Below are 26522 nucleotides of genomic sequence, written 5' to 3' on the forward strand. Positions count from 1 at the left end.
TTACCACGCCCCATCGGTGGAGAAGCGACGGGTCAGTTCCTGACTCCCGCTGCCGTGCAGCGGTCACAGTGGCGGGACCGTCCCGGAATCGCACCGGGTTCCTGCGCACCGTCGCCCCGTATGAACATGTGTGGCTCGGACAGTGGCACCACCGGGTGAGCATGTCAACGGCGCCTCGATGTGAGCAGTACCGGGGCGCCCTGCTCAGCAGGGGTACATGGCGGACGCAGCCGACCGTAACGGGATCTCCACAACCTCTCGGTGCCCGCCTCAGGCGCCGTCCCGTGTGACACGATGGCCGCAAGCCACAGGTGCTCAGGGGGGCCGGAGCAGTCGTCGGCGGCACAACTGGTGCCGGCCGTGGGGCGGTTCCGTCCGGAAGCCGGTCGAGGTGCAGTCACCACCCGAGGGGGAGTCGATGTACGGCAGTCACGGCGGCCGCGGACACCGCGGTGCCCGGGCTCGGTTGGTCGCGGGCACCGCGGTGGCGGGGTCGGCCCTGCTGCTGGCCGGCTGCTCCTCCTCCGGGGATTCCGACGACGACGCCGGGAAGCCGCAGGAGAAACAGCGGCCGAAGTCGGAGGCTCCCTACTGGGTCAACCCGGAGGGTAAGGCGGCCCAACAGGCCGCCGAGTACCGGGAGGACGACGACGGCGCCAACGCGAAGCTCATCGAGCGCATCGCGAGCCAGCCGATGGCCGAGTGGGTGCGACCCGAGGACGCGAAGGCGCAGACCGAGCAGCTCACCAAGGCGGCCGAGAAGGCCGACCGCAGCGCCCTGCTCGTCGTCTACAACATCCCGCACCGCGACTGCGGCCAGTACTCGCAGGGCGGCGCAGGCGACGCCGACGAGTACCGCGAGTTCGTCGACGCCGTCGCCGAGGGAATCGGCGACCGGGAGGCGACCGTCGTCGTCGAACCCGACGCGCTGCCGCACCTGCTCGCCGACGGGTGCACCCCGCAGAAGTTCCACGACGAGCGGTACGCGCTTCTGAAGGAAGCCGTCACCACGCTGAAGGCGAAGCCGAAGACGAAGGTCTACCTCGACGCCGGCAACCCGCTGTGGGTACGCGATCCGGGCGGCCTCGTCGAGCCGCTGCAGCGCGCCGGCATCGGGGAGGCCGACGGCTTCGCGCTCAACGTCTCCAATTACCAGACGACGGCCTCCAACAAGGCGTACGGCAAGAAGCTCTCGGCGATGATCGACAACAAGCCGTTCGTCATCGACACCAGCCGCAACGGCAACGGCCCCGTGAAGGGCGCCGAGGACGAGGAGTCCTGGTGCAACCCGGACGGCAGGGCGCTCGGCGAGGAGCCGACGACGCGCACGGGCGACGACCTCGTCGACGCCTACCTGTGGATCAAGCGTCCCGGCGAGTCCGACGGGGAGTGCAAGGGCGGGCCCAAGGCCGGCGCCTGGTGGCCCAAGTACGCGCTCGAACTCGCGCGGAACGCCGGATAGTTCACGCGCGGCGGACGTCGCACCGGTAGAACTGGCGCGGGCCGCCCTCGGGCCCCGGCGGTGCGGGCTCGGCCGGGGAGAACCCGAGCCGTTCGTAGAAGGCCCGGGCGCCGCTCGCCTCGGCACCGGGATGGGCCGCCCCGAAGGTCACGACCTCGATGCGCCCCGGCGGCCGGACGAAGCGCCGCACGCACTCCGCAAGGAGCGCGCGCCCCACGCCGCGCCTGCGCGCCTGCTCGGTGACGACCAGCCAGTCGATGTGCGCCGGTCGGCCGGGACCGAAGAGCACTCCGCCCAGGAGCTGTTGCGCCCCCGGCCGGACGAGCGCGGTGCCGCGGACGAGGTGCCTGCCCAGCGCCCGCCGGAAGCCGGGCACTTCGACCATGGGACCGAACCACTGCTCGACCTCGGCCGCGAGGCGCAGCAGCCCGTCGGTGTCCTCTTCCGTCGCCGTGCGCACGCCCGCCATCCATGCGATTCTGCCAGCATCCCGCGCTCGCAACCCGGCGCCTAGCGCCCGCAACAGGGCGCGCTTCCGGCGGAGTTGTGAGACGGCACGGCTTACGGGGTGCGCCGGCGGTAAGTCGGGATTGCGGAGGTATGCGGGGTGGTGGGCGGGTTCGGAGGTGCGGCTGAGTGGGACTCGGTGGTCTGTTGGGGCGGGTGCGCGGTGAAGCAAATTGCGGTTACTCGCTCGTAGGAGTGCAGGTCGGGAAGTGTGGTCCCCGCGTGTGCGGGGGTGGTCCCGCGCGCTCGTCGAGGGCGTCGACCTCGCGCGGGTGGTCCCCGCGTGTGCGGGGGTGGTCCCGTGACGCGGACCTCAATGCCGACGAGGTGACTGTGGTCCCCGCGTGTGCGGGGTGGTCCCCAGGTGAGGCCCACCGTGTCGCTCCCATCCCGGTGGTCCCCGCGTGTGCGGGGGTGGTCCGGTCGAGGTTGAGGGTGTGCTGAGGAGGAACAACTTTCGACGGGTGTGGGTTCCTGCCATCCAAGAGGCCGACATCGCGCGTGAGGTGAAGAACCCCGAGACCGGCCGCAAGGAGTGGTGGCCGAGGGGCTCGGATTACCGGGACGTGTACGCCTCGCGGTTGTACGCGCAAGGGTTGTCCGAGGCCGAGGTGCAGTGCATCCTCGGAACGACCGCGGCGGCAAGGTCACGTGGCTGTACACCCACCGCGGCGAGGTAGTTGTCGGGAACGCCCGCGAGGCACTCGCCGGTGGCCGCCACCTGCGAGCCGTCTCATGAGGCCGGGAATGGACAAAGTTCACATGGAATCCACAACCCCCCCTCGGCGTCCCTCGCTGCCCTCTTTTTCTCTCGGTAAGAGCAGATGTTGATCAAGAGGGCTGCCGCTGACCAGCACTCGGAACGCCTCGGAGTGGCTCGGCGAAACTTGCCGGGCGGTGCATCTGTCTTTGCAGGGCAGATGTCAGGGGTTCGACTCCCCTAGGCTCCACAGACCTCCTAGGCGCAGGTCAGAAGCGGAGAAGCGGCACCCCGAAGCGATCTTCGGGGTGCCGCTTCCGTGATCAGAGTCCACATCCCCGCCGATCATGGTGTCTCCACGGCCCGAGCCTGATCACCTGGCCCGTCGCGCATGTCGGGCGCGGGCGCGTACTCGATGGTGCGCGCGGTCGTCCGATGCCACGGCGTCAGGAGGTGCTCGGCGGCGGTCGCGCGCAGCAGGAAGTCGTCCGCGATGCGCCGGGCGATCTCCTCACGGTGTGCATCTGGAAGATTGGCGGCCTCGCGCGCGGCCTGGTCGCGGTCGGGTACTTCGGCGAGCGTGCCGACCTCGTCCACGGAGAGCACGAGGTGTCCCTCGGCGGTGGCTTGGCCGAGTGCACCGTGGGTGCGGGCGCGGCTCCAGCCGCCGGCTCCGGCCGCGATGCTCTCCAGCCACGGGCGCGGCATCGGCGCGGCGGCGACGGTGCGGTAGATGTGCTCGGCGTCGTCGCTCGGATCGGTGTCGGTATCGGACATGGGTCCCCGCCTCGTTGGGTGTGTGGTGTGGTGCTCCGCCGCGTCGATGTCTTAGAGGCCGACGCGGCGGAGCCATTCCCGGGAGCCTCTGTCGCCGGGAGTCCAGGGGTGAGGGAGCAGCCCCCCGCCGGGCCCCATCCCACGCCGCATCACGTCTCCGGGTCCGCCACCGCGCGCAGGCCCGGCCTCAACGGCGCAGCGAGCTCCGGGACTTGGCCGAGGTCTTCGTAGTCCGACCTGACCCGCAGATACCGGGTGTGCCCGGTCTCCCGGTAGTGGCGGCCGCGCCAGGCGTCCGCACTCGCCTCCGAGGGCAGGGCGTTGGCCTCCGCCTCGCACTCACGACCGCCGGCCTGGCTAAGGCACACTACGTCCCACAGCGTCCGAGTGATCACAAGGCCTCCCTCCCACGAGGACGAAGAGCAGTCAGCACCTCGCGATCCTCAGCGCGACGTACCGATGCCGGAGTGGTGCTCCACGCCGGGCCGACACCCTCCGGCAAGGGACGCAGCCGGACCTCGTGCGGCCGCACCTCCTCCACCACACCGAGACGCCCGGTCAGACGGTCGATCACCACATCACCCCGCCTCACCGGGCACTCCCTCGCGACGAGCGCGGGGCTTGTGCGTGGCTGAGCGCAGCGCCGAGCATCACCGGGTCGGTCAGCGTCCCCGACCCGTCGGGCTTCTCCAACCAGCCACACCCGTGCAAGTAGTCGCCGAGCGCCGGGCACTTCATCTGCCACCCCGCGTCGTGCACGACGATGCGCGGCGCGTGATCTCCAAGGTGCTCGGCGGCGGTCGGTGGCACGAGCCACCACGCCAACTCCCGCTCGGGGTACGCGAGCACAGGCCCGAGCCGCCGCGCTCGGGAGAGGAGAGGGAGAGCCTCCATGCTGTCGGGCAGCCGAGCCTCCACGATGCTCCAGGCGTCCGGTACCTGGATCGTTGCCAGCGTCCCGGAGGACCAGGCGGTCAGCACATCGGTTGGATGTGATGTGGACTCGGCCAGCCAGCGGGCGCCGGCGGACCATCGATCATCACGAGCCGTAGTAGTACCGAGGGTGTTCGTCACCATGCGCAGCACCGTAGGAGCGTCGGTTCTCGCTCGTCCGGTTTGGTTCTCGATGGTTCTCGCGATGGTTCTCGAGGTTCGCGTTGGTGCTCACGCCAGGTCGATCGACGCGCGCGCCCTTGCGATCAGGCGACGTGCATCCGCGTCGTACAGAGCGGCGCCTGTGAGTTCGTCCCAGATCTTGACGTACAAGGCGATGTCCTCGGCGGTGTCGAGCCACATCTCCGCGTTCCACGTATCGGCCACGACCAGGCCGTCATCGATGACCCAGAATCCGTGCTTCGGGGACAGCCGCAGCCGCTTGCCGAGTGGGACGACGCCGAGCTGCACGGACTCCAGCCCGATCAGCCCCAAGAGCCTGTCCAGTTGAGCGGCCATCCCCTCCGGCGCGCACCGTGCGACGTATAGCGCTGCCTCCCAGATAATCGCCTCCACACGGTGCCCCGGCTCGTACAGCACGTCTTGGCGGCGCATTCGCGCCCGTACCCCGGCCTCGATATCGCGTGCCTTGCCGTGCCGCTCGGAGACGTCGGTGAGGACGCACCGGGCGTACTCCGGGGTCTGGAAGATCCCGGGGATGATCGCGGGCTCGAACAGGCGGATGTGCTCGGCCTCCCGCTCCTGGGCAACGTTGAGTTCCTGCACCGCCCGGTGCCCAGCCGCAAGCTGACGCCGCCACGACCGGTAGGTGGTCTCCAGACCACGCAGACGCCCGCGCAGCTCGACGAGATCGTCTAGGCGCCCCGTCGCCCGGGTCCAGCTCTCCAGGTCAGCGCCTGTCGCCGTCTGGCGCCCGTTCTCCAGCTTGGAGACCTTCGAATGCGTCCAGCCGCAGCGCTCCGCTAGCTGCCTCGTGGTGAGACCGGCCTCGGCGCGCATCTCGTTCAGACGCGCACCGAGGGACTGCCGGGCCTGCTGAAAGTCGGTACTCACCCGGCCAGGATGTGCGCCCGGAAGGCGTCCCGCGACACCGCGAAGTGCCAAGCGGCATCCCGGATCTGGCAGTACCGCAGTACCTCGGCCGGGTCCTCAACAAGGTCGGCGCCGAGATATTCGTCCGCGGCGTCGAAGTGCATCCGCAGAGCGAACCGCGAGTCGAACAGCCAGAAGTCCTCAGCGGGGAGACCGGCTCGCTCGGCGTCGGAGCGCCACATGTTCCGGATGTCCTCGCCGGCCTGGTTGTTGCTTGCAGCTCCCTCGAAGAGGAACCGCTGCTCTTCGGTGGGCGGATCATCGACAACGCGCACGCGCTCGAACCGCTTGCCCTGCGCTGTCTGCTTTTGGACGTTGATGCACCACGGACGCGTCGTGTCCAACGGCAAGCGGCCAGCGAGGAAGAGCTGATATCGCTCGCCCTCGCGGTCGGAGGCGTACCCGCGTCGCGTCTCCAGCCGCCAAGCTGTGTGTGCGAAGTTTTCGAAGTACTCGCCGAACGTCGAGTCGTCGATGAAGTCCGGCACTTGCGCTACTCCTTGGGTGCGAAGCGGGTCAGCAGTTCTCGCGGGACGACCACGGCCGACTCACCGTTGAGAACGTTGGCGAGCTGCCCGACGTCCGTGGGGTCGGTCATGGTGTAGCCCTGGACCACGATGTCACCCGTGGTCACATCTTCGTAGAGGGTGGGGCACTTGCCGTCCTCCGACGAGGTGCCGATCATGCGGAGTTGACGGGCCATCGTGGTCTCCGATCGTTGCCCAGTTATCAGTTCAATTCGCACCGTAGCGGTGATCACAGAATCGGGAGATGGAACGGGCAAAGTCACACCGCCCTAACACGACGGAACGCCCCGCCCTCCCGAAGGGGAGCGAGGCGAAACGGCCTGCGACACGCGAGCCGGTGTCAGTACAGTGACTATCAGCTCGACGGTGCACTGGCACCGCCGACAGCGCAGGTCAGGGCGATGCTCCCCGCGCGTGCTGGGGTGGTCCGGCTCCGATCCGCCAGAACGACCCGAGGCCGTTGTGGTTCCCGCGCATGCAAGGTTGGCCCCTGACCAAAGACGGAAACCCTGCCCGCATCGCTGTGGTCCCTCCCCCCGCACACGAGGGGAGGGACCACATACGGGACCGGCCTACGGGTCCTGCTGCGTGGTGGTGACCGTGCCGGCCTGGGCGTCGACGTTGACCTTCACCCAGCGTGCCTTCGACGGGATGCCGTCGCCGTCGACCGCGTACACCATCCACCAGCCCGGTGTGACCAGTGACGGGTCGTCGGGGATGCGGGTCGAGAGCTTGCCGTCGGCTCCCTTGGTCAACTTCAGTGCCACCGAGGACTGTTCGGCGTTGGTGACGTGGGTGAAGGAGCTGGGCCGCACGAGGCGGAGCTTCTCGATCCGCTCGGCGTCGTCGCTGCGGAAGGAGAGCGGGTCGCCGACGTCGACCGTCTTCCGGGAGTCGCCGAGGTCCGCGAGGTGCGGCTGGTCCTTGTCCTCCTTGTTGAGGTACGGCGGGGTGTAGATCTCGATCCGCTGGTCGAACTCGCCCGGCTTGGTGTTCGCCTTGTCGGCGAAGAGGGAGTCGGAGCCGAACGTCATCACCCGGCCGTCGGGCAGGAGCAGCCCGCCCGAGTGGTAGTTGCGGCCGACGAGCGGCTCCGCCGCCTCGTCGTAGGCGTTCTTCGCCGGGTCGTAGAGCGCCGCCTTGAGGACGTTGGAGTCGCTCTTGCCGCGGTACTGCTTGGAGCCGTTGGTGGTGAGCACGGTGTCGTCGGGCAGGACCACGCTCGACGGGTAGCGGACGGCGTCGTAGAGGTCGGGCCCGTCGGTGAACCGCGGTTGGTCCTCCTTGAGGTCGACGATCCGCGTCTTGTTGGTGGACTTCGGGGACTCGCCGACGCCGCCTCCGCCCTGCACCATGAACTTCCGCGACTGGGTCGGCGGCAGCGGCACGGACATCGAGGTCTCCAGCACGTCCGGGTCGCTCATGCCGGGGATCTTCTGGAAGCGGTTGGTCTGCAGGTTCCACAAACCGGGGACGCGGCCGCGGTTGGCCGGGCCGTAGCCGGCGTTGGTGCCGGAGTAGAAGACCTTGTTCTCGCCGACGAGGTGGAGCCCCGGGTAGGTGGGGAAGAACCGCTTCCGCGGAAGGAAGGACCACTTCTTCGAGTCGGGGTCGTAGATCTCGTTCTTGCCCGGCACGACCTGGCCGATGTCGTCGAGCCCGGAGACGGAGAGGACCTTGCCGTCCTGGAGGGTCAGCTGCGTCGGGTACCAGCGGGCCTCGTGCATCGGGTCGACCTTGATGTAGCGCTCGGCCACGGGGTCGAACTCGTAGGCGTCGCGGATGCCTTGGAAGTCCTTCTTGTCGAAGGAGAGCTTCTGTGCGATGCCGTAGATGTCCTGCTTCTCCTGGCCGCGGAGGCCGCCGACGCGGTACTGGTCCTGGGCGCCGGTCTGGTACTTGCGGCCCTTCTTGACGGCCTCGACGTAGACGCGCGAGAGGTTCGACGTCACCTTCGCCTCACCGGTGACGGGGTCGATCTTCTTCTTCGCCCGGGGCACGACGATCGGGTCCTTGGAGACGAAGGTCATGCCGTTCTTCTGGCCGGTGAACTTGGTGCCGGCGGGGAGGGTCTTCGCCTTGTCCGGGTTCTCGTTGTAGACGATCATGAGGCCGCCCGCGCGCTGCACGTCGCCCTCGAGCGTCTCGTAGCGCTGGGTGCCGCCCGCGACGAGGAGCTTGCCGTCGGGGAGCTGGTTGTGGCCCGAGCAGAAGAGGTCGTTGGGCGTCGGCACATTCTTGAAGCTGTTCTTCACCGGGTCCCACACGACCGAACGGAAGCTCTTCGCGGCGAAGTTCTTCGCGTCGTTCCCCGAGCCGGCGACGAGGAGCACCTTGCCCGTGTTGAGCAGCGCGGCGTGGATCGTGTTGATCCGGAACTCCTCCGGTATGTCGACGATCTCCCAGTGGCCCTTCTCGGCCTTGTACTCGGGCTTGTTGATCTTGTAGTCGTGGTACTTCTCCGAGGCGACGCTGTACAGCGCGGGCCCGTTGAACCCCACGATCGCGAGTACCACCACCGTGCCGATCGTGAGGCGACGGGTACGGCGGCTTACGCGGAACTTCATTTGTTGCGTCCCCCAAGGGCGATCTGCATGGTGTCGTCAGGCGAGCCCGTCGACCCCGGCGCGCCCTGGGGCGAGGGGCCCCGGCCGCCGGGGCCCACGTCGGCAGGGGGCGCCGGCGGCGGCCCCTGCCGATGCTTCCTCGCGTTCTTCCGCTTCTTCTTCTCGGCACGGACCGTGGCCCGCCAGCCGATGATCGGCGCGGCCGTGATGAGCAGGGCGAGCGCGGCCCACGTCAGCATCGCGGGGTGGTCGTGGCCGAGGAAGAAGGACCCGGCGAAGGAGCCGCCGAAGATCACGATGAAGAAGAGGTGGACCCGGAAGGTGCCGAAGAGCGTGTCGGGGCTCGCCGAGTTCCCCTTCGGCGTGACGACGAACTTGCTCTTCCTCCGCAGCACGGTGTCGAAGAGCGAGCGCGCGTAGATCGGCGCGGAGAGCGCGGACATCAGCATGCCGGCGAGGCCGCCCGAGCCCTCCGGTTCGTGCGGGGAGACGTTGTGCCGGCGGTTCCAGATGTAGAGACCTATCTGGAGCGCGGAGGCGTTGCCGTAGAGGGCCATCCAGATCGTCGGGTCGATCTGCACGCCGGAGGCGCCGACGCCGAGGAAGAGCGCACAACTCAGCGCGGCGAGAATCCAGTTCATCGCCGAGATCGGGTAGAAGATCATCAACATCGTGTAGTTGAAGAGCTTTCCGATCGGCAGGGTGAACAGGCCGCGCCAGTACTGCTTGAGGATCGTCTCGTAGGTGCCGCGGGACCAGCGGAGCTGCTGCGTGAAGAAGTCGGTCCAGGCGTTCGGGCCCTCGCCGACGGCGAGCACGTCGGGTGTGTAGACCGAGCGCCACTTGCGGCCCGTCTCCGGGTTCCGGTGGCGGTGCATCTCGAAGCCGGTGGCCATGTCCTCCGTGATGGAGTCGTAGAGCCCGCCGATCGCCTTGACCGCCTTGACGCGCACGGCGTTGCTGGTGCCGACGAACATCGGCGACTCGTAGCGGTTCCCCGCCCGCTGGATGAGGGCGTGGAAGAGGAACTGCTGGGACTCGGCCGCCTTGGTGATGAAGTTGTCGTAGTTGCCGTAGACCTGCGGGCCGATGACGAAGCCCACGTCCGGGTCGCGAAAGTAACCGAGCATCCGCTCCAGGTAGTTGGGGAGCGGGACGTGGTCGGTGTCGACTCCGGCGAAGAAGTCGTAGTCGTCGCCGTGCGCGTCGAGCCAGGCGTTGTAGTTGCCGTGCTTGGTCTTGGCGCGGAAGGCGCCCTTCGGCCGATTCCACTTCTCGACGCCCTTGCGGGAGAAGTGGTGCACGCCGAGGCGGCGGCAGACCTCCTTGACCTCCGGGTCGTCGCCCTCGTCGAGGAGCCAGACGTGCATCGTTCCGCGGTGGCGGATGCGGACGGCGGCCTCCAGCGTCTTCGTCACCATCTCGATCGGCTCCTTGCCGGGCACGAACGAGGTGAGGAAGGCGACGCTGGTGCCGGACTCGGGCACCACGGGTATCGGGTCGCGGGCCACCAGGGTGGCGTGCGCGTTGGAGACGACGTTCATCGTGCGGAAGAGCTCGATCAGGCCGATGGCGACGAGCATCACGATGTCGAGCTTGAGCACCAGGTCGGAGACGGCACCGTCGTCCCGCTTCGTCCAGTGCTCGGGCTGCATCAGCCAGACGAGCAGCCCTGCGGAGAGCAGCGGGGCGAGGCAGAGCAGGAAGCCGGCGCGGAACCTGTGCGGCTCGTCGGCGAGCAGGCTGCGGTAGGCGACGCGGTACGGGCGGCCGGGCGGCGGCTGGTTGAGCGGGCCTGCGAGGCGGCTGTAGTGCTCGTAGTCGTAGCGGGGCAGCGCCCTGCGCGTCCAACGCCCGGTCCTGCCGCTGCCGTTGCGGGTGCGTCCCGGCCGCGGTATTCGCAACTGGGTGGTCCGCGTCGCGTCCTGGCCGGTGTGCGCCCCTGTGTCGTCCGGCGGCGTCGACGGCGTCATGCGTCCATCCCCCCGCACGCAGCTGGCTGCGTGTACTCGTGCTTGCTCGGGACTGCGGCCCCCCTGACCCGAGCGCGGCATACTTCGACCGCCGAGTGCCAGGACTCCGTACGGCCCCGTGCGGTTCCCAAATCGATCCAACGATTCCGTTTTCCACCGGTGGAGGGACGCGCCTTTTGCGGTGCCGTGCAGTGCGGTGTTCGCGCGGGGTTCGTCCGGCGTCCGTCCGGCGTCCGTCCGGTTTCAGCAGCCTCGTTGACTCGACGTTAGGTTCCCGGACTCCCCGCATGATCGCAAGGGCGAAACAGGCTGTTCACACCGGAACGGCAGGGATTGCCGAGTTCGGTGTGACCAACACGTCACCCCCGTGCGACCTGCACCGATCCTCCACGGCGCGCTCGCGGCGGACGGGCCCGGCAGGGATAGCTCGTGCAACCAACACCGGGCAGTGCAGGGCGCGTTCACTCTTTCCGGGGGACCGGAATCGTACGGAGGGGAGCCGCAGCGCACGGGTGTACGGCGGCGCTCTCACGGCTCCGTTCCGCCGGCGGCGCGCTCCGGCGGCCCGAGGGACGTGCGCACGAGAGGGCCGGGCCGCCCGGATGCGGCCCGGCCCTCTCGCATGGGGGCTGGACGTGCGTCGTTCATCGGCGGACGGGTCCGCCGCGCAGGTGCGTCAGAACTCGACGTCGGCGCAGGAGTAGAAGGCGTTGGCCGTGTCGTCGATGTTCCAGACGCCGAGTATCAGGTGCTTGCCCGACTTGCCCTCGGGGAGCTGGCCGTCGGCCGTCCACTCGGCCGGGGGCTGCTCGCCGTTCATCGGCACCGTGAGGAAGGGCTCGGACTCCAGGTCGGCGCGGGTCAGCGGCTTGCTCGCGTCCCAGCCGTCCTTGGTGATGTAGTACCGGAAGTCGGTGGTGGAGTGCATCGCCGTCAGGTTCCACTTGAAGGTGAAGTCGCCGCCCGCGTCGAGCTTCGTGGTCGGCCAGTCGCCGCCGCGCGGGTCGTCGAGCTGGGCGAAGCCCTCGTTTCCGCCCGAGCAGATGCTGCCGTCCTCGGGGCCCGCCTCGGGGAAGCCCTTGGGGCCCTCGACGCTCTGCGGCTCGTGCTCGATGGAGCCGCAGTCGCTCACGGTGCCCTCGGCGCAGTACGCCTGACGGCTCATGGGGTCCTGGCTGTAGCCGTGCCCCTGCGCGGAGCCGCCGGTGAACAGGATGGCGGCGCCGCCGAGTCCGAGGCCGACGGCGGCTGCTGCGATCTTCTTGCGCATGTTCGCTCCTTTTGTGCTGTGGGGGCGTGAGGGGTGTGGGGGCCTCACGGGAGACGACGCGGTCTAGACCAACCTGCAAACTACTGGTCTGTTCCTCGGCATGTCCAGACCAATGCAAGAGGAATCCGGGGCTCCTTGAGGGTGCCGTTCGACCCCGCCGCGTCGCCGCGACGGTCGTGGCGCACCCGGAACGGCCGGGTGGATGCGGTAGGCATGACGACGGACAAACCGTGCGCACCCTGCACGCACCCGTCGAAACCCGTACGCCAACTCCCGCCCCGCCTCCGCGTCCCGGCGCCTTCCGCGCGGAGCCCCTCGCAAGGACCGCCCATGCGCACCTCCCGCTTCGCCGACCTCCGCGACGCCATCACCCCCAGAGCCTTCTGGCTCACCGTCGCCGTCCTCTTCATCCAACTCGGCTTCCTCCTCTCCTACGTCGGCGCCTTCCACCACCCCGAACCGCAGCGCATCCCGCTCGCCGTCGCCGCACCCGAGCAGGTGGCCCGCCAACTCGACGGGCTGCCCGGGCGCCCCGTCGAGACCACCCGTGTCGACGACGCGGAAGCGGCGCGCGACCGCGTCCTGCACCGGGAGGCCGAGGCCGGATACGTGGTCGACCCGGACGGCGACCGAGACACGCTCCTCCTCGCCTCCGCCGCCGGGCAGTCGGTCACCGGCGCCGTACGCGAACTCGCCGAGGAGTACGCGCACTCGGAGGGCCGCAGGCTCCACACCGAGGACATCGCCCCGGCGAGCAGCGGGGACCACGGCAGCCTCACCGCCTTCTACCTCGTCGTCGGCTGGCTCGTCGGCGGCTACCTCGCCGCCTCGATGCTCGGCATCACCGTCGGCGCACGCCCCGTCGACCGGCGCAGGGCGACGCTGCGGGTCGCGGCCATGGCCCTGTACGCGGGGCTTTCCGGGATCGGCAGCGCACTCATCGTCGGACCCGTACTCGACGCGCTGCCCGGGCACTTCTGGCCGATCGTCGGCATCGGCGCGCTCACCGTCTTCCTGACGGGCGCCGTCACCATCGCGCTCCAGGTGCTCTTCGGCGTCGTGGGGATCGGGGTCGCCATCGTCCTCTTCGTCGTGCTCGGCAACCCCAGCGCGGGGGGCGCGTACCAGCGGAACATGATCCCGCCGTTCTGGCGCGCCATCGGCGACTGGCTCCCCGCCGGCGCCGGTACCAACGCCGTGCGCAACGCCGTCTACTTCTCGGGGAACGCCCTCACCTTCCCGCTCACCGTCCTCGCCGTGTGGGCGGCGGCCGGTGTCCTGCTGACCGTGGTCTGCGCCCGGCGCAGCAGGGACGGCGACCTGTTGCGTCTGCCGATGTGAGAGCCCCAAGCGCCTGCCGCTGCACGTGCGTTGGCACTACCCTGGACGCTCGCGACGATCACCGGGGGGCACGGTGGAACTGTTCATCGGAGGGCTCGGACTCGTCGGCGGCGCGGTCCTCCAGTCCGTCACCGACCAGTCGGTGGCGGAGCTGAAAGACCTCCTCCGCCGGGTGCGCCGGCGCGGCAACGCGCCCGACGACCGCGACGGACTGCGGCCCGACGACGCGGAGGGCTTCAGGCGGGCCCTCGACGAGGTCGCCTCCGCCGTCGACGACCGCTCCGTCCAGCTCCTCCTCAGAAGCTTCCTCCGCGACCACGGCGCACTCCCGCCGGAACGCCTCGCGGCCCCGCACCCCTTCCTCGACCAAGACGAACTCCGCCACCGCGCCCGCGAGTTCGTCACCTCGGCACTCGCGGCCCAGCCCGACGCCGCACTCACCGTGCTGCTCCACGGCCCGCCCGGCAGCGGCACCACCAGTTGCGCACGGCAGCTCGCCACCGAGCTCGCCGGGCACTTCCCCGGCAGCCACCACGCCGTCGACCTGGGCGGCGACGACCCGTCCAGCGCCCAGACGGGCGGCAGCGCCCTCACCGAACTCCTCCTCGACGCCGGCCTCCCCGAGGAGTCCCTGCCGCGCACCGCGGCGGCCAAGCGCCGGCGCCTGCGCCGGCTCCTGGCGGGCACCCGCCCGCTGCTCCTCCTCGACAACGCGCACAGCACGGCCCAGCTCGGCGCCGTGCGGCCCGAGATCCCCGGCTCCCTCACCCTCGTCACCGCCGCCTCCGTGCCCCTCGGCCTCGCGGGGGACGCCGGCGCCGTCCTCCCGGTGGAGCCGCTTCCCGAGGAGGATTCCTGGGAGCTGCTGCGGCAGCTCGGCGCCGAACCCGACAGGGACGACCGGGAGTTGCGCGCCGTCGTCCGCGCCGGCCACCCGGGGGACCTCAGGGAGGTCGCCGCCGTCCGCCGAAGCGTCGGCGGCCGCATGCGGCCCGGTGCGCCGCGGGAAGGCTTCCCGCGCGTGCCCGCGGCAGGCGCGGGGACGGCGCCACCGGCGGGAGAGCCGATGCCCGAAGACGGCGACGAAGCGGCGAGCCGAGCCACCCTCCGCATCCTCGACGGCGGATACCGCACGCTCACCCCGCTCGCCCAGCGGCTCCACGCCCGACTCGGCCGCCTCCCGCACGCGGGCCCCGGGTGCGGCGTCACGGCGGCCCCCGTCGCGCGGCTCCTCGACGTGGACGAGGCCGAAGCAGCCGACGCCTGCGCCGAGTTGGCCTCGGTCGGCCTCCTCAGCACCCCGGGCAACGGCCGGTACCGCCAACCCGCCGCGGCACGTCGCCACGCACGCGGGCTCCCGGCGGAGGCGCCGGGGGTCGCCGTGCTGCGGCTCCTGGAGCACTACCGCGAGGTCGCCGTCGACGCCGATCGCCGTGTGATGCGGGGCCGTTGGGTGCTCGGCCCGTTCTACACGGGGCGGCGCGCGCAGGCACAGGTGTACGGCAGCGACCGGGAAGCGCTCGACGTGCTCCGCACCGAGCGCTCCGCGCTCGTCGAGTCCGTGGTGCTCGCGGCCGACTCCGGGTTCGCCGAGCTGGCGGCCGAGCTCTGCGAGGCGATGTGGGGGCTCCACCTGCGTCTCGGGTTCCACGAGGACTGCCTGCGCACCCACGGCGCCGCGCTCGCCGCCGCCGTCGACCGCGCCCGCGGGCCGCGCCTCGCCGACCCGCGGCTCGTCGCCCGCCTGCACGTCCAACGCGGCTTCTCCTACCGTGCGTTGGGCGAGTCCGGCCGCGCGGCGGACGACTTCACGCGGGCGAAGGAGCTGGAGCCCGACGACCACGCGCGCGGACGCGCCACCGCCGTGGAGTCGCTCGGCTACCTCCGGCTCGACGAGGAGGAGTACGCCGCGGCCCGCGCGTGCTTCACCGAGGCCGCCGCGTACGCGACCGACCCGCGCGCCCGTGCGCTGCTGCTCCACAACGACGCGCGGGCGCTCACCGGACTGGGCCGCGCGGAGGAGGCGCTCCCCGTACTCGACGCCGCCCTCCTCGCCTTCCGCGACCTCCCCGGCCTCCCACCGCCCGGCGACCTCTACAACCGCGCAAAGGTCCTCGTCACCCTCGCCCGTACGCACGCCGCAGCCGGCCGGCCGGACGCGGGCGTCGAGGCGTTGCGCGAGGCGCTCGACCTCTTCGACGACAAGGGTGCGCTGCCCCAGGAGGCGGAGGCCGCCGAACTCCTCGCCGACCGCGTCCCCGACGCGCCGGAGCGCCGCAGCCTCCGCCAGCGCGCGCTGCGCCTCCGCAAGGCGCTCGGCGAACTCGAAGCGGCGGACCGGCTCCGCGGTCTGCTGGAGTCAGAGGTCTGACGCCGCCGACGCCGAGCAGACGACGTCGTGGCGCTCGTGCCCCGTCTCCACGGTGAGGCGGAGGCCCTCCGCCGGGCGGCCCTCGGTGAGCCAGGCGAGGAGTGCGGAGGCGTAGAGCGCGGGGTCGGCCAAGTCGGCGTGGCCGTCGGGGAGTCGGCGGGCCGCGAGCGTGTGGTGGGTGCCGTCGGCGGTGCGGACCGTGCAGCGGTCGGGGCCCGTGACACGGCACCACAGGGACGCGTGCGGGTGGCGTTCGGCCGCCTCGCGCAGCCACGTGTCAGCGGGGCCGTGCCGCACGTCGTCCGCGTCCGCGCGGAGGACGACGACGTCGGCGAGGGCGAGCCTGCCGAGGTCGGCCGTCGCCTCGTCGACGACGGTGTGCGTGCGCCACCCGGTGTCCCGGTCGGCGTGGGCGGAGGTCCTGCGCACCACCTCGACGCGGGGCGCTTCGCCGGCGTCCGCCACCCGGGTGCGTACGCGGAGCGGTGCCGTGCGGTGTGCGGGCTCGTACGCCGGCGCGGGCAAGGGGTCGAGGAGCGCGGGGCTCTCCGGTTCGTCGAGGCCGAGGAGCCGGTATGCGCACCGGCGCAGCAGCTCCGCCGAGCGCCCCGGCACCGAACTCACGCTCTCCGCCAAGTTCCCCGGTGTGCACGGCACTTGGAGCGCTTCTTCGAACTGCGGTGGCAGGGGGCGCGTCGGGTCGACGCGCGGCGCTTCGCGTACGAACGCGGCGACGGGCGAGTCGGGCGCGAGCCCGTCGGTCGGCCATGCGCCGAGGAGGACGGGAACGCCGAGGGCCGCCGCGTAGTACGAGACGCTGCCGTGGTCACCGAGGACGAGATCGGCCGCGGCGAGCGCCTGCCGCCACTGGTCGAGCGGCGGCACGAGGACGGCCCCGGCCCGCCGCGCCGCGTCGAACCACGCCGTCACCTGGCCGGGGCCGTGGCCGTGCCAGATGTTGGGATGCAGGACGACCGCGAGCCGGTACTCGTCGCAGGGGAGCTCCTCGACGAGTCGGCGGAGCAGGTCCGGCAGGACGTCGGCGCCCGCGTCGCCGAGGAGGGACTCCGGGTTCCAGGTCGAGTTGAGGACCACGAGCCGTTGGCCCGGGGTGAGCCCGAAAGCGCGACGGTGCACGTCCCGGTGCGCGGCGCAGGCGAGGAGCCGGTCGTAGCAGGGGTCCCCGGCGAGGACGGCGGTCGGTGCGGCCTGCGGGCAGGACTCGGTGAGCCGGGCGAGCTGCTCCGGGTGGGAGAGGACGGTGGCCGCGGCGAGGGGGCTGCCCTCGTGGAGGAGCCACTCGGGGGAGAGGCCGAAGACAGGTGCGGGCGCGGGCTCGCGGCGTCCGGCGTCCGGCGTCCGGCGTCCGGCGTCCGGCGTCCGGCGTCCGGCGTCCGGCGTCCGGCGTCCGGCGTCCGGCGTCCGGCGTCCGGCGTAGCCAGCCTCTTATTGTATCCGACCCCGTGCGACAGCACCATCAACTTCCCCTGGAACGCCTCCAGTTGACCCCCGTAACTCGCGCTCACCGCGAGGTCGACCGGTGTCCGCACGGCCTGCTCCCACGGCAGCACGGGCAGCCCGAGGTCGGCGAGGAGCTCGGCGATTCCGTGCTGGACGGGGGAGGAACCGGTGCAGGTGGCGAGGAGTTGGAGGCGCAGGTCGTCGCGGAAGAGCGGGAGGAGGTCGAGGAGCCGGGTGGCGGAGGTCACGTTGTGGACGACGAGGAGCACGCGGCGCAGTTGCCGGCGCGAGGCGAACCGCTCCGCGTCGGCCCCCACCGGTACGCGTATCCACTCCGTGCCGCCGTGCCCGCACCCCACCGCAGTCATCCGTGCACCCTAGGCCAACGACGAAGGCCCCCGCAGCGTGCGGGGGCCTTCGAGGGGGTGCGCCGCCAGGGACTCGAACCCCGGACCCACTGATTAAGAGTCAGTTGCTCTAACCAACTGAGCTAGCGGCGCGCTGTCCGCCGTTCCCGGCCGACGCAGGAAATACTACCCCCTCCGCCGGGGTGCTCGTGACCGTCCGCTCGTCACCGGGCGTGACGGCATCCGCACGCACCGAGCGCCTGGCCGGAGTGCGTCACTTCCCGTCTCGCCTCTTAATTCAGGACGAGAGCTAATACGAGAGAAAAGGGTGCCCCGCCGGCCTTCCCGAGGATAAGTTCTCGGAGGGAGGAGCCATATGGCAGAGCACGGCAGGCGGACGGTGCGGGACCTGCGCCGCGGCAACCGCACGGCGGTTTTGCGGCAGTTGTACTTCGAGGGTCCGCTGAGCCGCCAGGCACTCGGCCCCGCGACGGGGCTCAGCTCGGGCTCCATCAGCAACGTCGTCGCCGAACTCACCGGCGAGGGACTGCTGGAGGAGGCGGGCGTGATCGAGTCCGAAGGGGGGAGGCCGCGCACTCTGCTGCGCGTGGCGGCGGGCAGCGCCCGCCTCATCGGCGTCGACATCGGCGAGACCCGCGTCCGCGTCGAGCTCTTCGACCTCGCGCTCAACGAACTCGCCCGCGCCGAACTCCCGTTGACCCGCCAGGGGTACGACGCCGGACTCGTCGCCGGCCACGTCGGCGAGTGCATAGCCGGCGTCCTGCGGAGCAGCGGCGCGGAGCCCGCCGAACTCCTCGGCGTCGGCGTCGGCGTCCCCGGCATCGTCGAGCGGGGCGCGGAGCGGGGCGCCATGGTGCACGGCCAGACGGTCGGGTGGGACGCGGTGCCGTTGGAGGAACGTCTCCGTGCCTTCGTCGAACTCCCCGCTGAGGTCCCGTACTTCGTGGGAAACGGTGCCAAGGCGCTGGGCCAGGCGGAGATGTGGTTCGGCGGCGGCCGCGGTGCGCAGGACGCCGTGGTGGTGCTCCTCGGCTCGGGCGTCGGCGCCTGCGTCGTCACGGGCGGCGCGGACCGGGGTGGCGCCGACGAGTGGGGGCACCTGACGGTCAACCTCCGCGGCCGGCGCTGCCGTTGCGGCGCGCGCGGGTGCCTGGAGGCGTACACCGGGTCCGCGGGCCTGCTGGAGCGCTGGCGGGAGGCGGGGGGTACGCCGCCGGCCGACGACGAGGAGGCCGGGCTCTGCGCCCTGCTCTCCGCCGCGTACCCAGGCGACGGTCGGTCGGCCGACGCGTCGGCCGTCGCCGTCCTCGACGAGACGGCCGAGTACCTCGGCGCCGGCATCTCGGCTCTCGTCAACCTCTTCGGCCCGGAGCGGGTGCTGATCGGCGGCTGGGCCGGGCTGCGGATCGGCCCGCACCTCCTGCACGCCGTCCGCCGCCACGCCGCCGCGCACTCCCTGCGCTACCCGGGCGAGCGCGTCGCGATAGAGCTGGGACGCCTCGGCCCCGACGCCGTGACCGTCGGGGCCGCCACGCTGCCGCTCGCCGCCTTCTTCGCGGAGGGCGGGCGCAGGGACCCGCGCCCCGGGCCGGACGAGCGGGTCGAACCGGCGGGGTGGCGTGCGGTGTTGGAGGAGCGCGGGGCGCGATGAGCGGCTCGGCCTAGAGCGACAGCGAGAGCATGACGGGCGCTGCCCTGCGGCTCAGCGCCTCGGCCGCGCGCCGGAGCCGGTGCGCCTGGTCGACGGGGAGCGAGAGGGCGAGGCAGCTCACCGAGGAGCCGGCGGTGATCGGTACCGCTGCGCAGACGGTGCCGACGGCGTACTCCTGGAGGTCCAGCGTGGGGACGGTCGGCGGCTGGCGGTCGAGGGTGCTCAGGAGGAGCCGCTCGTCCGTGATGGTGCGGGAGGTGAGGCGGGCCGCCTTGTGGCGCGCGAGGTGGTCCTTGCGGCCGTCGTGGTCGAGTTGGCTGAGGAGGCACTTGCCTATCGCCGTGGCGTGGACGGCCGAGCGGAAGTCGACCCACTGGTTGACGGCGGGTGCCGCGGGGCTGTCGGCGAACTGCGTCGTCTCCAGCTCGCCGTCCTTGTAGCGGCTGAAGTAGACCGCGGCACCGACGGCGTCCCTGAGGTCGGTGAGGGTGTCCTGGAGGCGTTCCTGGAGGACGCGCTTGTGGTCTCCGCCGACGCCGAGCATGAGCAGGGACTCGCCGACGGTGTATTCGGCGTCCTCGTGCTTCTCGACGTATCCCTCGCCGTGCAGCATCCGCAGGAGCGGCTGGAGTTGGGCCGCCTCGATGCCCGTCTCCTGGGAGAGGAGGTCCTCGCCGACCCCGTCGCGGTGCCGGGCGACTGTCTCCAGCACCCGCAGCGCGTACTGGACCGAACGGATCGGCTGTGCTGGCTCCGGCGTCGGCGCCACGGTGCCCCCTGGAGTGGTGACGGTTCGCGTCGCGACCGCTGCGTGTGGTCACGTCAGTACGTAACACGATAGCGGGCAGCGCGCCGGCGAAAGGGCGATGATCCCGCGATCGGCATATGCCGCAAGCCGATCCCTACCCCGCTCGTACCGCACGAACCCCGTGCACTCGCCCGGTTGTTCGGGGCTGCTCGCGGACGTGCGCGGGACGCGAGCCCGGGGCCGTACTCTCCTGTACGTGCCCCGGCCTCGGCGCCTCCGCTGCGCAACACGGCGCCCCCGCGCGGGTGTTCAGAGCACGGCGCTGAGGAACTCGCGGGTGCGGTCGTGCTCGGGCTCGCTGAAGATCTTCTCCGGTGCGCCCGACTCGATGACCCTGCCCTCGTCGAACATCAGGACGTCGTCCGAGATGTCCCGGGCGAAACCCATCTCGTGGGTGACGCAGAGCATCGTGATGTCGGTGGTGTGCGCGATGTCCCTGAGGACGTCGAGGACGCCCGCGACGAGTTCCGGGTCGAGCGCCGAGGTGACCTCGTCGAGGAGGAGCACCTGTGGGCGCATCGCCAGCGCGCGGGCGATCGCCACGCGCTGCTGCTGGCCGCCGGAGAGCTGGCTCAGATGCTTGTCCATCTGGTCGGTGAGCCCGACGAGTTCGAGCAGCTCCCGTGCGCGCTCCTCGGCCTCGTCCTTGCCCATGCCGAGGACGTGGACGGGTGCCTCCGTGATGTTCCGGAGCACCTTCATGTTGGGGAAGAGGTTGAACTGCTGGAAGACCATGCCGATGCTCTTCCGCACCTCGCGGACGTGCCGCTCGCCCGCCGGGACGAGCCTGCCGCCTTTCTCCTCGTGCGTGAGGTAGTCCCCGGCGACCTTGATCGTGCCCTCGTCCGGCTTCACCAGCGTCATCAGCAGCCGCAGGATCGTCGTCTTCCCGGAGCCCGAGGGGCCGATCAGCGTGACGTGCTTGCCCGAGGCGACGTCGAAGCAGAGGTTGTCGAGGACGACGTTGTCGCCGAAGCGCTTGGTGACCTTGTCGAAGCGGATCAACTCGCTGCCGTCGACGGCGGGGTTGGCGTGGTCGTTGGGTGTGGTGTTCTCAGCGGACAAGGCGACGCTCCAGAGCTCGCATCAGCAGGGATGCCGGGTAGGCGATGAGGATGAAGGCGATGCCGACGACGGTGATCGGCTCGGTCGGCTGGAAGGTGACAGCGCTGAACTGCCGGGCCTGTCCGAGCAGTTCGAGGGCGCCGATGGTGGCGATCATCGGCGAGTCCTTCAGCATCGCGATCACGTAGTTGCCGAGCGCCGGCACGACGCGGCGGATCGCCTGCGGCAGGACCACCGCGGTCCAGGTGCGCCCCCGCGGCATGTTCAGCGCGGTGCACGCCTCCCACTGGCCGACGGGGACGCCGTCGATGCCGGCGCGGTAGACCTCGGCCGTGTACGTCGAGTAGTGCAGACCGAGGCCGATGATGCCGGTCGTCAGCGCCGAGAACGTGATGTTCCACTCCGGCAGCACGAAGTAGAGGAAGAAGAGTTGCACAAGGAGCGGGGTGTTCCGGACGAACTCGGTGATCACGGTCACCGGCCAGCGCACCGCCTTGAGCGCCGAACGCTGGGCGATCGCCCAGACGAGGCCGAGCGCGAAGGCGATCAGCGAGCCCAGGACGAGCGCCTGGAGCGTGACGAGGACGCCGTCCCAGAAGCGCGGCATGAAGTCGGCCACCGCCGACCAGTCCCACTGCATCACTTACCTCCAGTGCTGGTCGCGGCCGCCGGCCTGCCCTTGCCGAAGAGCCGGGAACGCTCCGGCGCCTGGCCGAGGTTGGCCTTGGCCTGGCGCTCCAGGGCGCGCATCCCGCGGGTCAGGACGAAGGCGATGACGAAGTACATCACCAGGATGATCGTGTAGACGGGCGCACTGTCGCCCAGCGCGTTGCGCACGAGCGAGGCGCCGAAGGCGATGTCGCCGACACCGAGGACGGAGACGAGCGCCGTCCCCTTGAGGAGCTCGATGAGGAGGTTGTTCGCAGGCGGGATCATCCCGGGCCACGCCTGCGGAAGCACGATCTTCCGCAACCGCTGCCAGGGCGTGAAGTTGAGCGCGATACCGGCCTCCCGCTGCGCCGGCGGCACGGAGGCGAGAGCACCGCGGACGATCTCGGAGCCGTAGGCGCCGTAAGTAAGGCCGAGCGAGAGGACGGCGGCCCACATGGGGACGAGCTGCCACCCGAAAGCGACCGGCAGCACGAAGAACACCCAGAACATCAGCACCAGGGCCGAAGTGCCCCTGAATATCTCCATGTAGAGACCGGAGAGGAAGCGCACGATCCAGAGTCTGTTGGTACGCGCAACGCCCACGACAAACGCGACGAACGCCCCGAGCGCGGCGCCGAGAACCGTGAGCTGGATGGTCACCCAGACACCCTGGAAGAGCAGCCCCCACAATCCCGTTGTGAGGTCCGTCATTGACAACGCTCCTTCGCCGTAATGTCCGTCATCTCTTCCTCGAGGAAGCCGTACGGCTTCATCACGCGGAGGAGCTCACCGCTCTTCTTCATCTTCAGGAGCTCGTCGTTGAAGGCGTCGCGCAGATTCCGCTCGGCCGGACGGAAAGCGAAACCTCCGGTTCCGAGGTCGGGCTTGCCGTCCAGCTTGGGCACGAACTGCTTGGTGTACTCGGCTTTCCGGGTTTTCGTCTGGTGCACGACGTTCCGGACGGTGACCGCCGTGCCCGCGAAGACGTCGGCCCTTCCCTGCTCGACCGCGAGGAGACCGGCGAGCTGGTCGGGGAGGAGCAGCATCTCCGACTCCTTGATGCCGACCTCCTCCGCGTATTCGATCTCGGCGTATCCCGTGCCCGTCGCGAACTTGGCGCCCGCCTTCTTGATGTCCTCGTAGTTGTGCAGGTTCTTCGGGTTCCCCTTGCGGACGATGAGCGCGTCCGGCATCTGGTACTCGGGGTCGGCGAAGAGGACCTGCTCGCAGCGCTCGGGCGTGAGGTACATGCCGGCTGCGACCACGTCGAACTGCTGCGAATTGAGCCCCGGGACCAGCGAGTTGAACTCCGTCGGCATCGGCTGCACGTTGGGCACGCCCAGCCGCTTGAAGATGATGCGCGCAATGGCGGGGGAGCTTCCCGTCAGTTCACCGTGCTTGTCGATGTAGCTGTACGGCTGTTCGCCCGCGATTCCGAGCTTGACGGTCCCCTGGGCCTTGAGGCGCTCAAGAAGGTCGCCGCCCTTTTTGCTGTCGGCGTTGGAGACGCGACTGCAACCGGTCGTCGCAGCGAGCGTGCCGGCCGCGCCGATTGCCGCGGCACCGGCCATCAGCGAGCGGCGGCTGAAACCTCTCCCGATACTTCCCTTGTCGTTCCCTAGTGGTGGAGCCATGGCCGCGCGGCTACCCATGTTCGATGGACCTATGCGGATTGTTTCCGGCCGCTGGTACGCGTGTTGAGGGCTTGACGATTGCGGCAGTATGGACGCGGAACCAAACAACCCGGCCAAACCGGCGAAGCACGTCATAGCGGCTGAATGGCGGCCGAGAGGCCCGAGAAGTACGCGGAGGCACCATGGCCGAACGCTTCATCGAAGTCTCACTCGACAAGCGCGGAGTGAGCTGCACGGCAAAGCTACTCGACGACCGGGCCCCCCTCACTTGTGCAGCGGTCTGGAACGCACTCCCGCTCGGCGGAGACGTCTACCACGCAAAGTACGCACGGAACGAGATCTATGCGCTGGTTCCGCCCTTCGCCCCCGAGGAGCCGCCGCTGGAGAACCCCACCGTCACCCCCATCCCGGGAGACCTCTGCTATTTCACCTTCTCCCAGACGGAGTTGAGCACCTCTTCCTACGGTTACGAGGCCGCGGCCGAGCAGCAGGGCTCCGAGGCCGCACACGCCACCAGGTCGACCGTGATCGACCTCGCCCTCTTCTACGAGCGCAACAACCTCCTCATCAACGGCGACGCCGGATGGGTCCCCGGCATCGTCTGGGGCTCGGTCGTCGACGGACTCGACCGCATGGCGGAGGCGTGCCAGGACCTCTGGCGCGCGGGAGCCCTCGGCGAGACGCTCAACTTCCGACGGGCGTAGGCGCGTTGCCGGCCGAGGGGCGTGCCCCTCGGCCGGAGGCCGCCGCTCCGCCCGGCTGCTCAGAGCGGCGGCGCGGGGACACGGGAGGCGAGCCCCGCCTCGTACAGCGCGTGCGCTGCGCGGAGGACGAGCGCGTCCTGGTGGCGCGCCCCGACGAGCTGCACGCCGACGGGCATCCCGCCGTCGCCGACACCGCACGGCACCGAAGCCGCGGGCTGCTGCGTCATGTTGAAGGGGTAGGTGAAGGGCGTCCACCCCGTCCACCGGTCGTGGGGCGAGCCCGCCGGGACCTCGGCACCGAGCTCGAAGGCGGTGATCGGCAGCGTCGGCGTCACGAGCAGGTCGTACCGCTGGTGGAAGAGGCCCATCCGCGTGCCGAGCGCCATCCGCTCGTCGACAGCCGCAAGGTAGTCGAGGGCGCTGGCGCGCGCCCCCTCGTCGCGCACCTCGCGCAAGCCGGGGTCGAGGAGGTCGAGCTGCTCGGGCGTGAAGGGTTGTGTGACGCGAGCCGTCCCGCTGAACCACATCGTGTGGAAGGACTCCACCGGGTCGGCGAAGTCGGGGTCCTCCTCGGAGACTTCGGCGCCCAGCTCCGCGAGGAGCGCGACGGCCCCGCGCACCGCCTCCTCGACGGCGGGGTCGACCGCGACCCGCCCGCCGAGGTCCGGGGAGTAGGCGATCCGCAACCCCCGTACGCCGTCGGCTCCTTCGGCGAGCGCCGTGCGGAACCCTCCCTCGACGGGGCCCAGTTGGGACCAGTCCCGCGGGTCGGGCGCGGTGACGGCGTCCATCAGCGCCGCGGCGTCCGCAGCGTCGCGGGTGATCGGGCCGACGTGCGCGAGCGTCCCGAAGGGACTCGCCGGGTGGATCGGCACGCGCCCGTACGTGGGCTTCATGGCGAAGACGCCGCAGAAGGCCGCCGGAATCCGCACGGACCCCCCGCCGTCGGTGCCGAGCGAGAGCGGCCCCGCGCCGAGCGCCACCGCGGCAGCGCTCCCCCCGCTCGAACCGCCCGCCGTGCGCTGCGCGTCGTACGGATTGCCCGTCGCGCCGTGGCGGGGGCTGTCGGTGGTGCCCTTCCAGCCGAACTCCGGGGTGGTGGTCTTGCCGACGAAGACCGCCCCCTGCTCGCGCAAACGCGCGACGGAGGGCGCGTCCTCCACCCAGGCGCCGTCCTCGGAGAGCGCCAACGAGCCCTTCAGCGTGGGCACTCCGCGCGTCAGCAGCATGTCCTTGACGGTGACGGGGACCCCGTCGAGCGGCCCGGCCGGCGTACCGCGGCGCCACCGCTCGGTCGACTCGGCGGCCTCGTCGAGCGCGCCGTCGCCGTCGATGCGGACGAACGCGTTGACCCGCGCCTGCGCCTCGACCGCCCGCTCCAGTACGGCGTGCACGACGTCGGTGGGGCTGAACTCGCCGGTCTGGTACCCGGCGGTCAACTGCGCTGCCGTACGGCTGGTGAGATCCGACATGGACGAAGCCTCCCGGTGGAAGTGCCGATCCGCCGCGGTGGCTCGCACCGGTGGGTGCACGCTCGCGCGCGGTGTTGAATGGGGTCGTGCGCGCGCCCCCGGCGGGCGCGGGCGGCTCAGTCCGAGCGCACGTAGCCGAGGGCCTTGTCGACGACGTTGAGGAGCGGGCGCCCCGCCTCCCAGCGGTCGAAGTTGTCGAGGAACTGCTCGGCGAGGTCCTGGCGCCAGCCGGCGGTGTCCCCGCTCATGTGCGGCGAGACCAGCAGCCCCGGTACGTCCCACAGCCCGCTCTCCGCAGCGAGCGGCTCCTCGGCGAAGACGTCGAGCGCGGCGCCCGCGAGGTGGTGGCTGAGCAGCGCGGCGGCGAGGTCGTCCGTCACGACGTGCTGCCCGCGTCCCACGTTGATGAAGCGTGCCCCCGGGCGCATGCGCGCGAACCGGTCGGCGTCGAAGAGCCCCTGCGACTCCTCGGTGAGCGGTGCGACGCAGACGACCCAGTGCGCCTCGGGCAGCAGGCCGTCGAGCGCGCCGATCCCGTGCACCTCACCGAATTCCGCGTCGCCGTTCCGCGGTGTGCGCCCGACGAGGTCCACGCTGACACCGAGTGCCATAAGTGTGCGCCCAATTGCCCGGCCGATCGGGCCGCTCCCCACGACGACGGCATGCGTTCCGGCGACGCGCATTGTCTCCCGGTGCCGCCACTTCCTCTGCCTCTGCAATTCCCAAGTCCCGTGAAAATCCTTGGCCATAGCCACAACCAGTCCCGCCACATATTCGGCGATCGGCTGGTCGAAGACTCCGCGCGCATTGGTGAGCACCGTACTCGCCGGCTCGGAAAGTTCCGGAAGCAAACGGTCGACACCGGCGCTCGGGGTGTGCACCCAGCCGGGGCGCGGCCCCGTGCCGGGCCACGCCCTGCGGACCGCGTCGGAGAGAAAGTCCCAGACCAGCAGCACGTCGGCCGAGGGCAGGAGTTGGGGGAGCGTCGCGGCGTCCGCGTACGAGACGGTGGCCCGGCCCTTGAGGCGATCGAGCGAAGGAAGAGGTTCCGCTTCTAGGACCAGGACGTGCGTTTCAGACATCGGCAGGAAACCATTTCGAAACGAAGGGACGGTGGACCGGAACCGTGCGCGAGATCCCGCCGTGGATGCGAGGATTGACCACGGT

The 26522-nt window shown here is 70.6% G+C and carries 24 protein-coding genes, 1 tRNA gene and 1 riboswitch; of the genes, 6 read left to right on the plus strand and 19 right to left on the minus strand.

Going from position 1 to position 26522, the window contains the following annotated elements:
- Nucleotides 1–12 precede the first annotated feature (12 nt).
- A riboswitch (cobalamin riboswitch) is annotated at nucleotides 13–128 on the minus strand.
- 290 nt (nucleotides 129–418) lie between these two features.
- The gene (locus F603_RS0122180) at nucleotides 419–1462 is read left to right on the plus strand and encodes a glycoside hydrolase family 6 protein (protein WP_026328632.1); all 1044 of its coding nucleotides are present in this window, start codon (nucleotides 419–421) and stop codon (nucleotides 1460–1462) included.
- A gap of 1 nt (nucleotide 1463) precedes the next feature.
- Here F603_RS0122180 and F603_RS0122185 read toward each other — a convergent pair whose 3' ends face one another.
- The 10 genes from F603_RS0122185 to F603_RS0122235 all read right to left on the minus strand — a co-directional run bounded on the left by F603_RS0122185 (nucleotide 1464) and on the right by F603_RS0122235 (nucleotide 11829).
- On the minus strand, nucleotides 1464–1931 hold the full coding sequence (locus F603_RS0122185) for a GNAT family N-acetyltransferase (protein ID WP_019548145.1): 468 nt from the start codon (nucleotides 1929–1931) through the stop codon (nucleotides 1464–1466).
- A gap of 1083 nt (nucleotides 1932–3014) precedes the next feature.
- Nucleotides 3015–3446 (minus strand): hypothetical protein, encoded by a 432-nt coding sequence (locus tag F603_RS0122195; RefSeq protein WP_019548146.1) that lies wholly within the window; start codon nucleotides 3444–3446, stop codon nucleotides 3015–3017.
- Between the two features lie 149 nt (nucleotides 3447–3595).
- Nucleotides 3596–3841, minus strand: a complete 246-nt coding sequence (locus F603_RS0122200; protein ID WP_019548147.1) for a hypothetical protein — start codon at nucleotides 3839–3841, stop codon at nucleotides 3596–3598.
- Nucleotides 3842–4034: 193 nt separating this feature from the next.
- Nucleotides 4035–4427, minus strand: coding sequence for a hypothetical protein (locus tag F603_RS32595; RefSeq protein ID WP_019548148.1), 393 nt, complete (start codon nucleotides 4425–4427; stop codon nucleotides 4035–4037).
- Between the two features lie 183 nt (nucleotides 4428–4610).
- Nucleotides 4611–5453: a helix-turn-helix domain-containing protein gene (locus F603_RS0122210; protein WP_019548149.1), complete on the minus strand. Its 843-nt coding sequence runs from the start codon at nucleotides 5451–5453 to the stop codon at nucleotides 4611–4613.
- Entirely contained in the window at nucleotides 5450–5980 is a 531-nt protein-coding gene (locus tag F603_RS0122215; RefSeq protein ID WP_019548150.1) for a DUF6879 family protein, read from the minus strand. The genes F603_RS0122210 and F603_RS0122215 overlap by 4 nt, the downstream gene beginning before the upstream one ends.
- A gap of 5 nt (nucleotides 5981–5985) precedes the next feature.
- On the minus strand, nucleotides 5986–6195 hold the full coding sequence (locus F603_RS0122220) for a hypothetical protein (protein ID WP_019548151.1): 210 nt from the start codon (nucleotides 6193–6195) through the stop codon (nucleotides 5986–5988).
- A 396-nt stretch (nucleotides 6196–6591) separates the two neighbouring features.
- Nucleotides 6592–8586: a radical copper oxidase GlxA gene (glxA, locus tag F603_RS0122225; protein ID WP_019548152.1), complete on the minus strand. Its 1995-nt coding sequence runs from the start codon at nucleotides 8584–8586 to the stop codon at nucleotides 6592–6594.
- The gene (locus F603_RS0122230; protein WP_019548153.1) at nucleotides 8583–10559 is read right to left on the minus strand and encodes a glycosyltransferase family 2 protein; all 1977 of its coding nucleotides are present in this window, start codon (nucleotides 10557–10559) and stop codon (nucleotides 8583–8585) included. The genes glxA and F603_RS0122230 overlap by 4 nt, the downstream gene beginning before the upstream one ends.
- A 676-nt stretch (nucleotides 10560–11235) precedes the next feature.
- Nucleotides 11236–11829, minus strand: a complete 594-nt coding sequence (locus F603_RS0122235; RefSeq protein WP_016908528.1) for a lytic polysaccharide monooxygenase auxiliary activity family 9 protein — start codon at nucleotides 11827–11829, stop codon at nucleotides 11236–11238.
- Nucleotides 11830–12159: 330 nt separating this feature from the next.
- Here F603_RS0122235 and F603_RS0122240 point away from each other — a divergent pair, with 330 nt between their 5' ends.
- Nucleotides 12160–13170 carry an ABC-2 transporter permease gene (locus tag F603_RS0122240; protein ID WP_019548154.1) on the plus strand — a complete coding sequence of 337 codons (1011 nt, stop codon included), beginning with the start codon at nucleotides 12160–12162 and terminating at the stop codon, nucleotides 13168–13170.
- Between the two features lie 73 nt (nucleotides 13171–13243).
- Entirely contained in the window at nucleotides 13244–15541 is a 2298-nt protein-coding gene (locus F603_RS0122245; RefSeq protein ID WP_026328633.1) for a tetratricopeptide repeat protein, read from the plus strand.
- Here F603_RS0122245 and F603_RS36030 read toward each other — a convergent pair.
- On the minus strand, nucleotides 15530–16678 hold the full coding sequence (locus F603_RS36030) for a hypothetical protein (RefSeq protein WP_019548155.1): 1149 nt from the start codon (nucleotides 16676–16678) through the stop codon (nucleotides 15530–15532). The two genes, F603_RS0122245 and F603_RS36030, sit on opposite strands and share 12 nt — an antisense overlap.
- A 326-nt stretch (nucleotides 16679–17004) precedes the next feature.
- Between F603_RS36030 and F603_RS36035 the strand changes: the two genes are divergently transcribed.
- A complete protein-coding gene (locus F603_RS36035; protein ID WP_245600866.1) occupies nucleotides 17005–17463 on the plus strand; it encodes a hypothetical protein in 459 nt (152 codons plus the stop codon).
- On the opposite strand, the gene F603_RS0122260 is transcribed toward F603_RS36035, so the two are convergent.
- Nucleotides 17429–17502 (minus strand) — tRNA-Lys (locus F603_RS0122260). The genes F603_RS36035 and F603_RS0122260 overlap by 35 nt on opposite strands.
- 223 nt (nucleotides 17503–17725) lie before the next feature.
- Here F603_RS0122260 and F603_RS0122265 point away from each other — a divergent pair.
- On the plus strand, nucleotides 17726–19021 hold the full coding sequence (locus F603_RS0122265) for an ROK family transcriptional regulator (RefSeq protein ID WP_019548157.1): 1296 nt from the start codon (nucleotides 17726–17728) through the stop codon (nucleotides 19019–19021).
- 10 nt (nucleotides 19022–19031) lie between these two features.
- Here the strand turns inward: F603_RS0122265 and F603_RS0122270 are convergent, their stop codons facing one another.
- The 5 genes from F603_RS0122270 to ehuB all read right to left on the minus strand — a co-directional run bounded on the left by F603_RS0122270 (nucleotide 19032) and on the right by ehuB (nucleotide 23179).
- A complete protein-coding gene (locus F603_RS0122270) occupies nucleotides 19032–19790 on the minus strand; it encodes an IclR family transcriptional regulator (RefSeq protein WP_019548158.1) in 759 nt (252 codons plus the stop codon).
- Between the two features lie 288 nt (nucleotides 19791–20078).
- Entirely contained in the window at nucleotides 20079–20894 is an 816-nt protein-coding gene (ehuA, locus tag F603_RS0122275; RefSeq protein ID WP_019548159.1) for an ectoine/hydroxyectoine ABC transporter ATP-binding protein EhuA, read from the minus strand.
- On the minus strand, nucleotides 20884–21534 hold the full coding sequence (gene ehuD / locus F603_RS0122280) for an ectoine/hydroxyectoine ABC transporter permease subunit EhuD (protein ID WP_019548160.1): 651 nt from the start codon (nucleotides 21532–21534) through the stop codon (nucleotides 20884–20886). The genes ehuA and ehuD overlap by 11 nt, the downstream gene beginning before the upstream one ends.
- Nucleotides 21534–22256 (minus strand): ectoine/hydroxyectoine ABC transporter permease subunit EhuC, encoded by a 723-nt coding sequence (ehuC, locus tag F603_RS0122285; protein ID WP_019548161.1) that lies wholly within the window; start codon nucleotides 22254–22256, stop codon nucleotides 21534–21536. Before ehuC ends, ehuD begins: the two co-directional genes overlap by 1 nt.
- Nucleotides 22253–23179, minus strand: coding sequence for an ectoine/hydroxyectoine ABC transporter substrate-binding protein EhuB (ehuB, locus tag F603_RS0122290; protein ID WP_211231113.1), 927 nt, complete (start codon nucleotides 23177–23179; stop codon nucleotides 22253–22255). Before ehuB ends, ehuC begins: the two co-directional genes overlap by 4 nt.
- Nucleotides 23180–23361: 182 nt before the next feature.
- On the opposite strand from ehuB, the gene F603_RS0122295 reads away from it, so the two are divergent.
- Nucleotides 23362–23883: a DUF3830 family protein gene (locus F603_RS0122295; protein WP_019548163.1), complete on the plus strand. Its 522-nt coding sequence runs from the start codon at nucleotides 23362–23364 to the stop codon at nucleotides 23881–23883.
- 59 nt (nucleotides 23884–23942) lie between these two features.
- Here the strand turns inward: F603_RS0122295 and F603_RS0122300 are convergent, their stop codons facing one another.
- Together F603_RS0122300 and F603_RS0122305 are read right to left on the minus strand one after the other, a co-directional pair.
- Nucleotides 23943–25355, minus strand: a complete 1413-nt coding sequence (locus tag F603_RS0122300) for an amidase (protein WP_019548164.1) — start codon at nucleotides 25353–25355, stop codon at nucleotides 23943–23945.
- Between the two features lie 116 nt (nucleotides 25356–25471).
- Nucleotides 25472–26437: a D-2-hydroxyacid dehydrogenase gene (locus tag F603_RS0122305; RefSeq protein ID WP_026328634.1), complete on the minus strand. Its 966-nt coding sequence runs from the start codon at nucleotides 26435–26437 to the stop codon at nucleotides 25472–25474.
- Between the last annotated feature and the right edge of the window lie 85 nt (nucleotides 26438–26522).

The sequence above is a fragment of the Streptomyces sulphureus DSM 40104 genome, assembly GCF_000381025.1.
Lineage (GTDB): Bacteria > Actinomycetota > Actinomycetes > Streptomycetales > Streptomycetaceae > Streptomyces > Streptomyces sulphureus.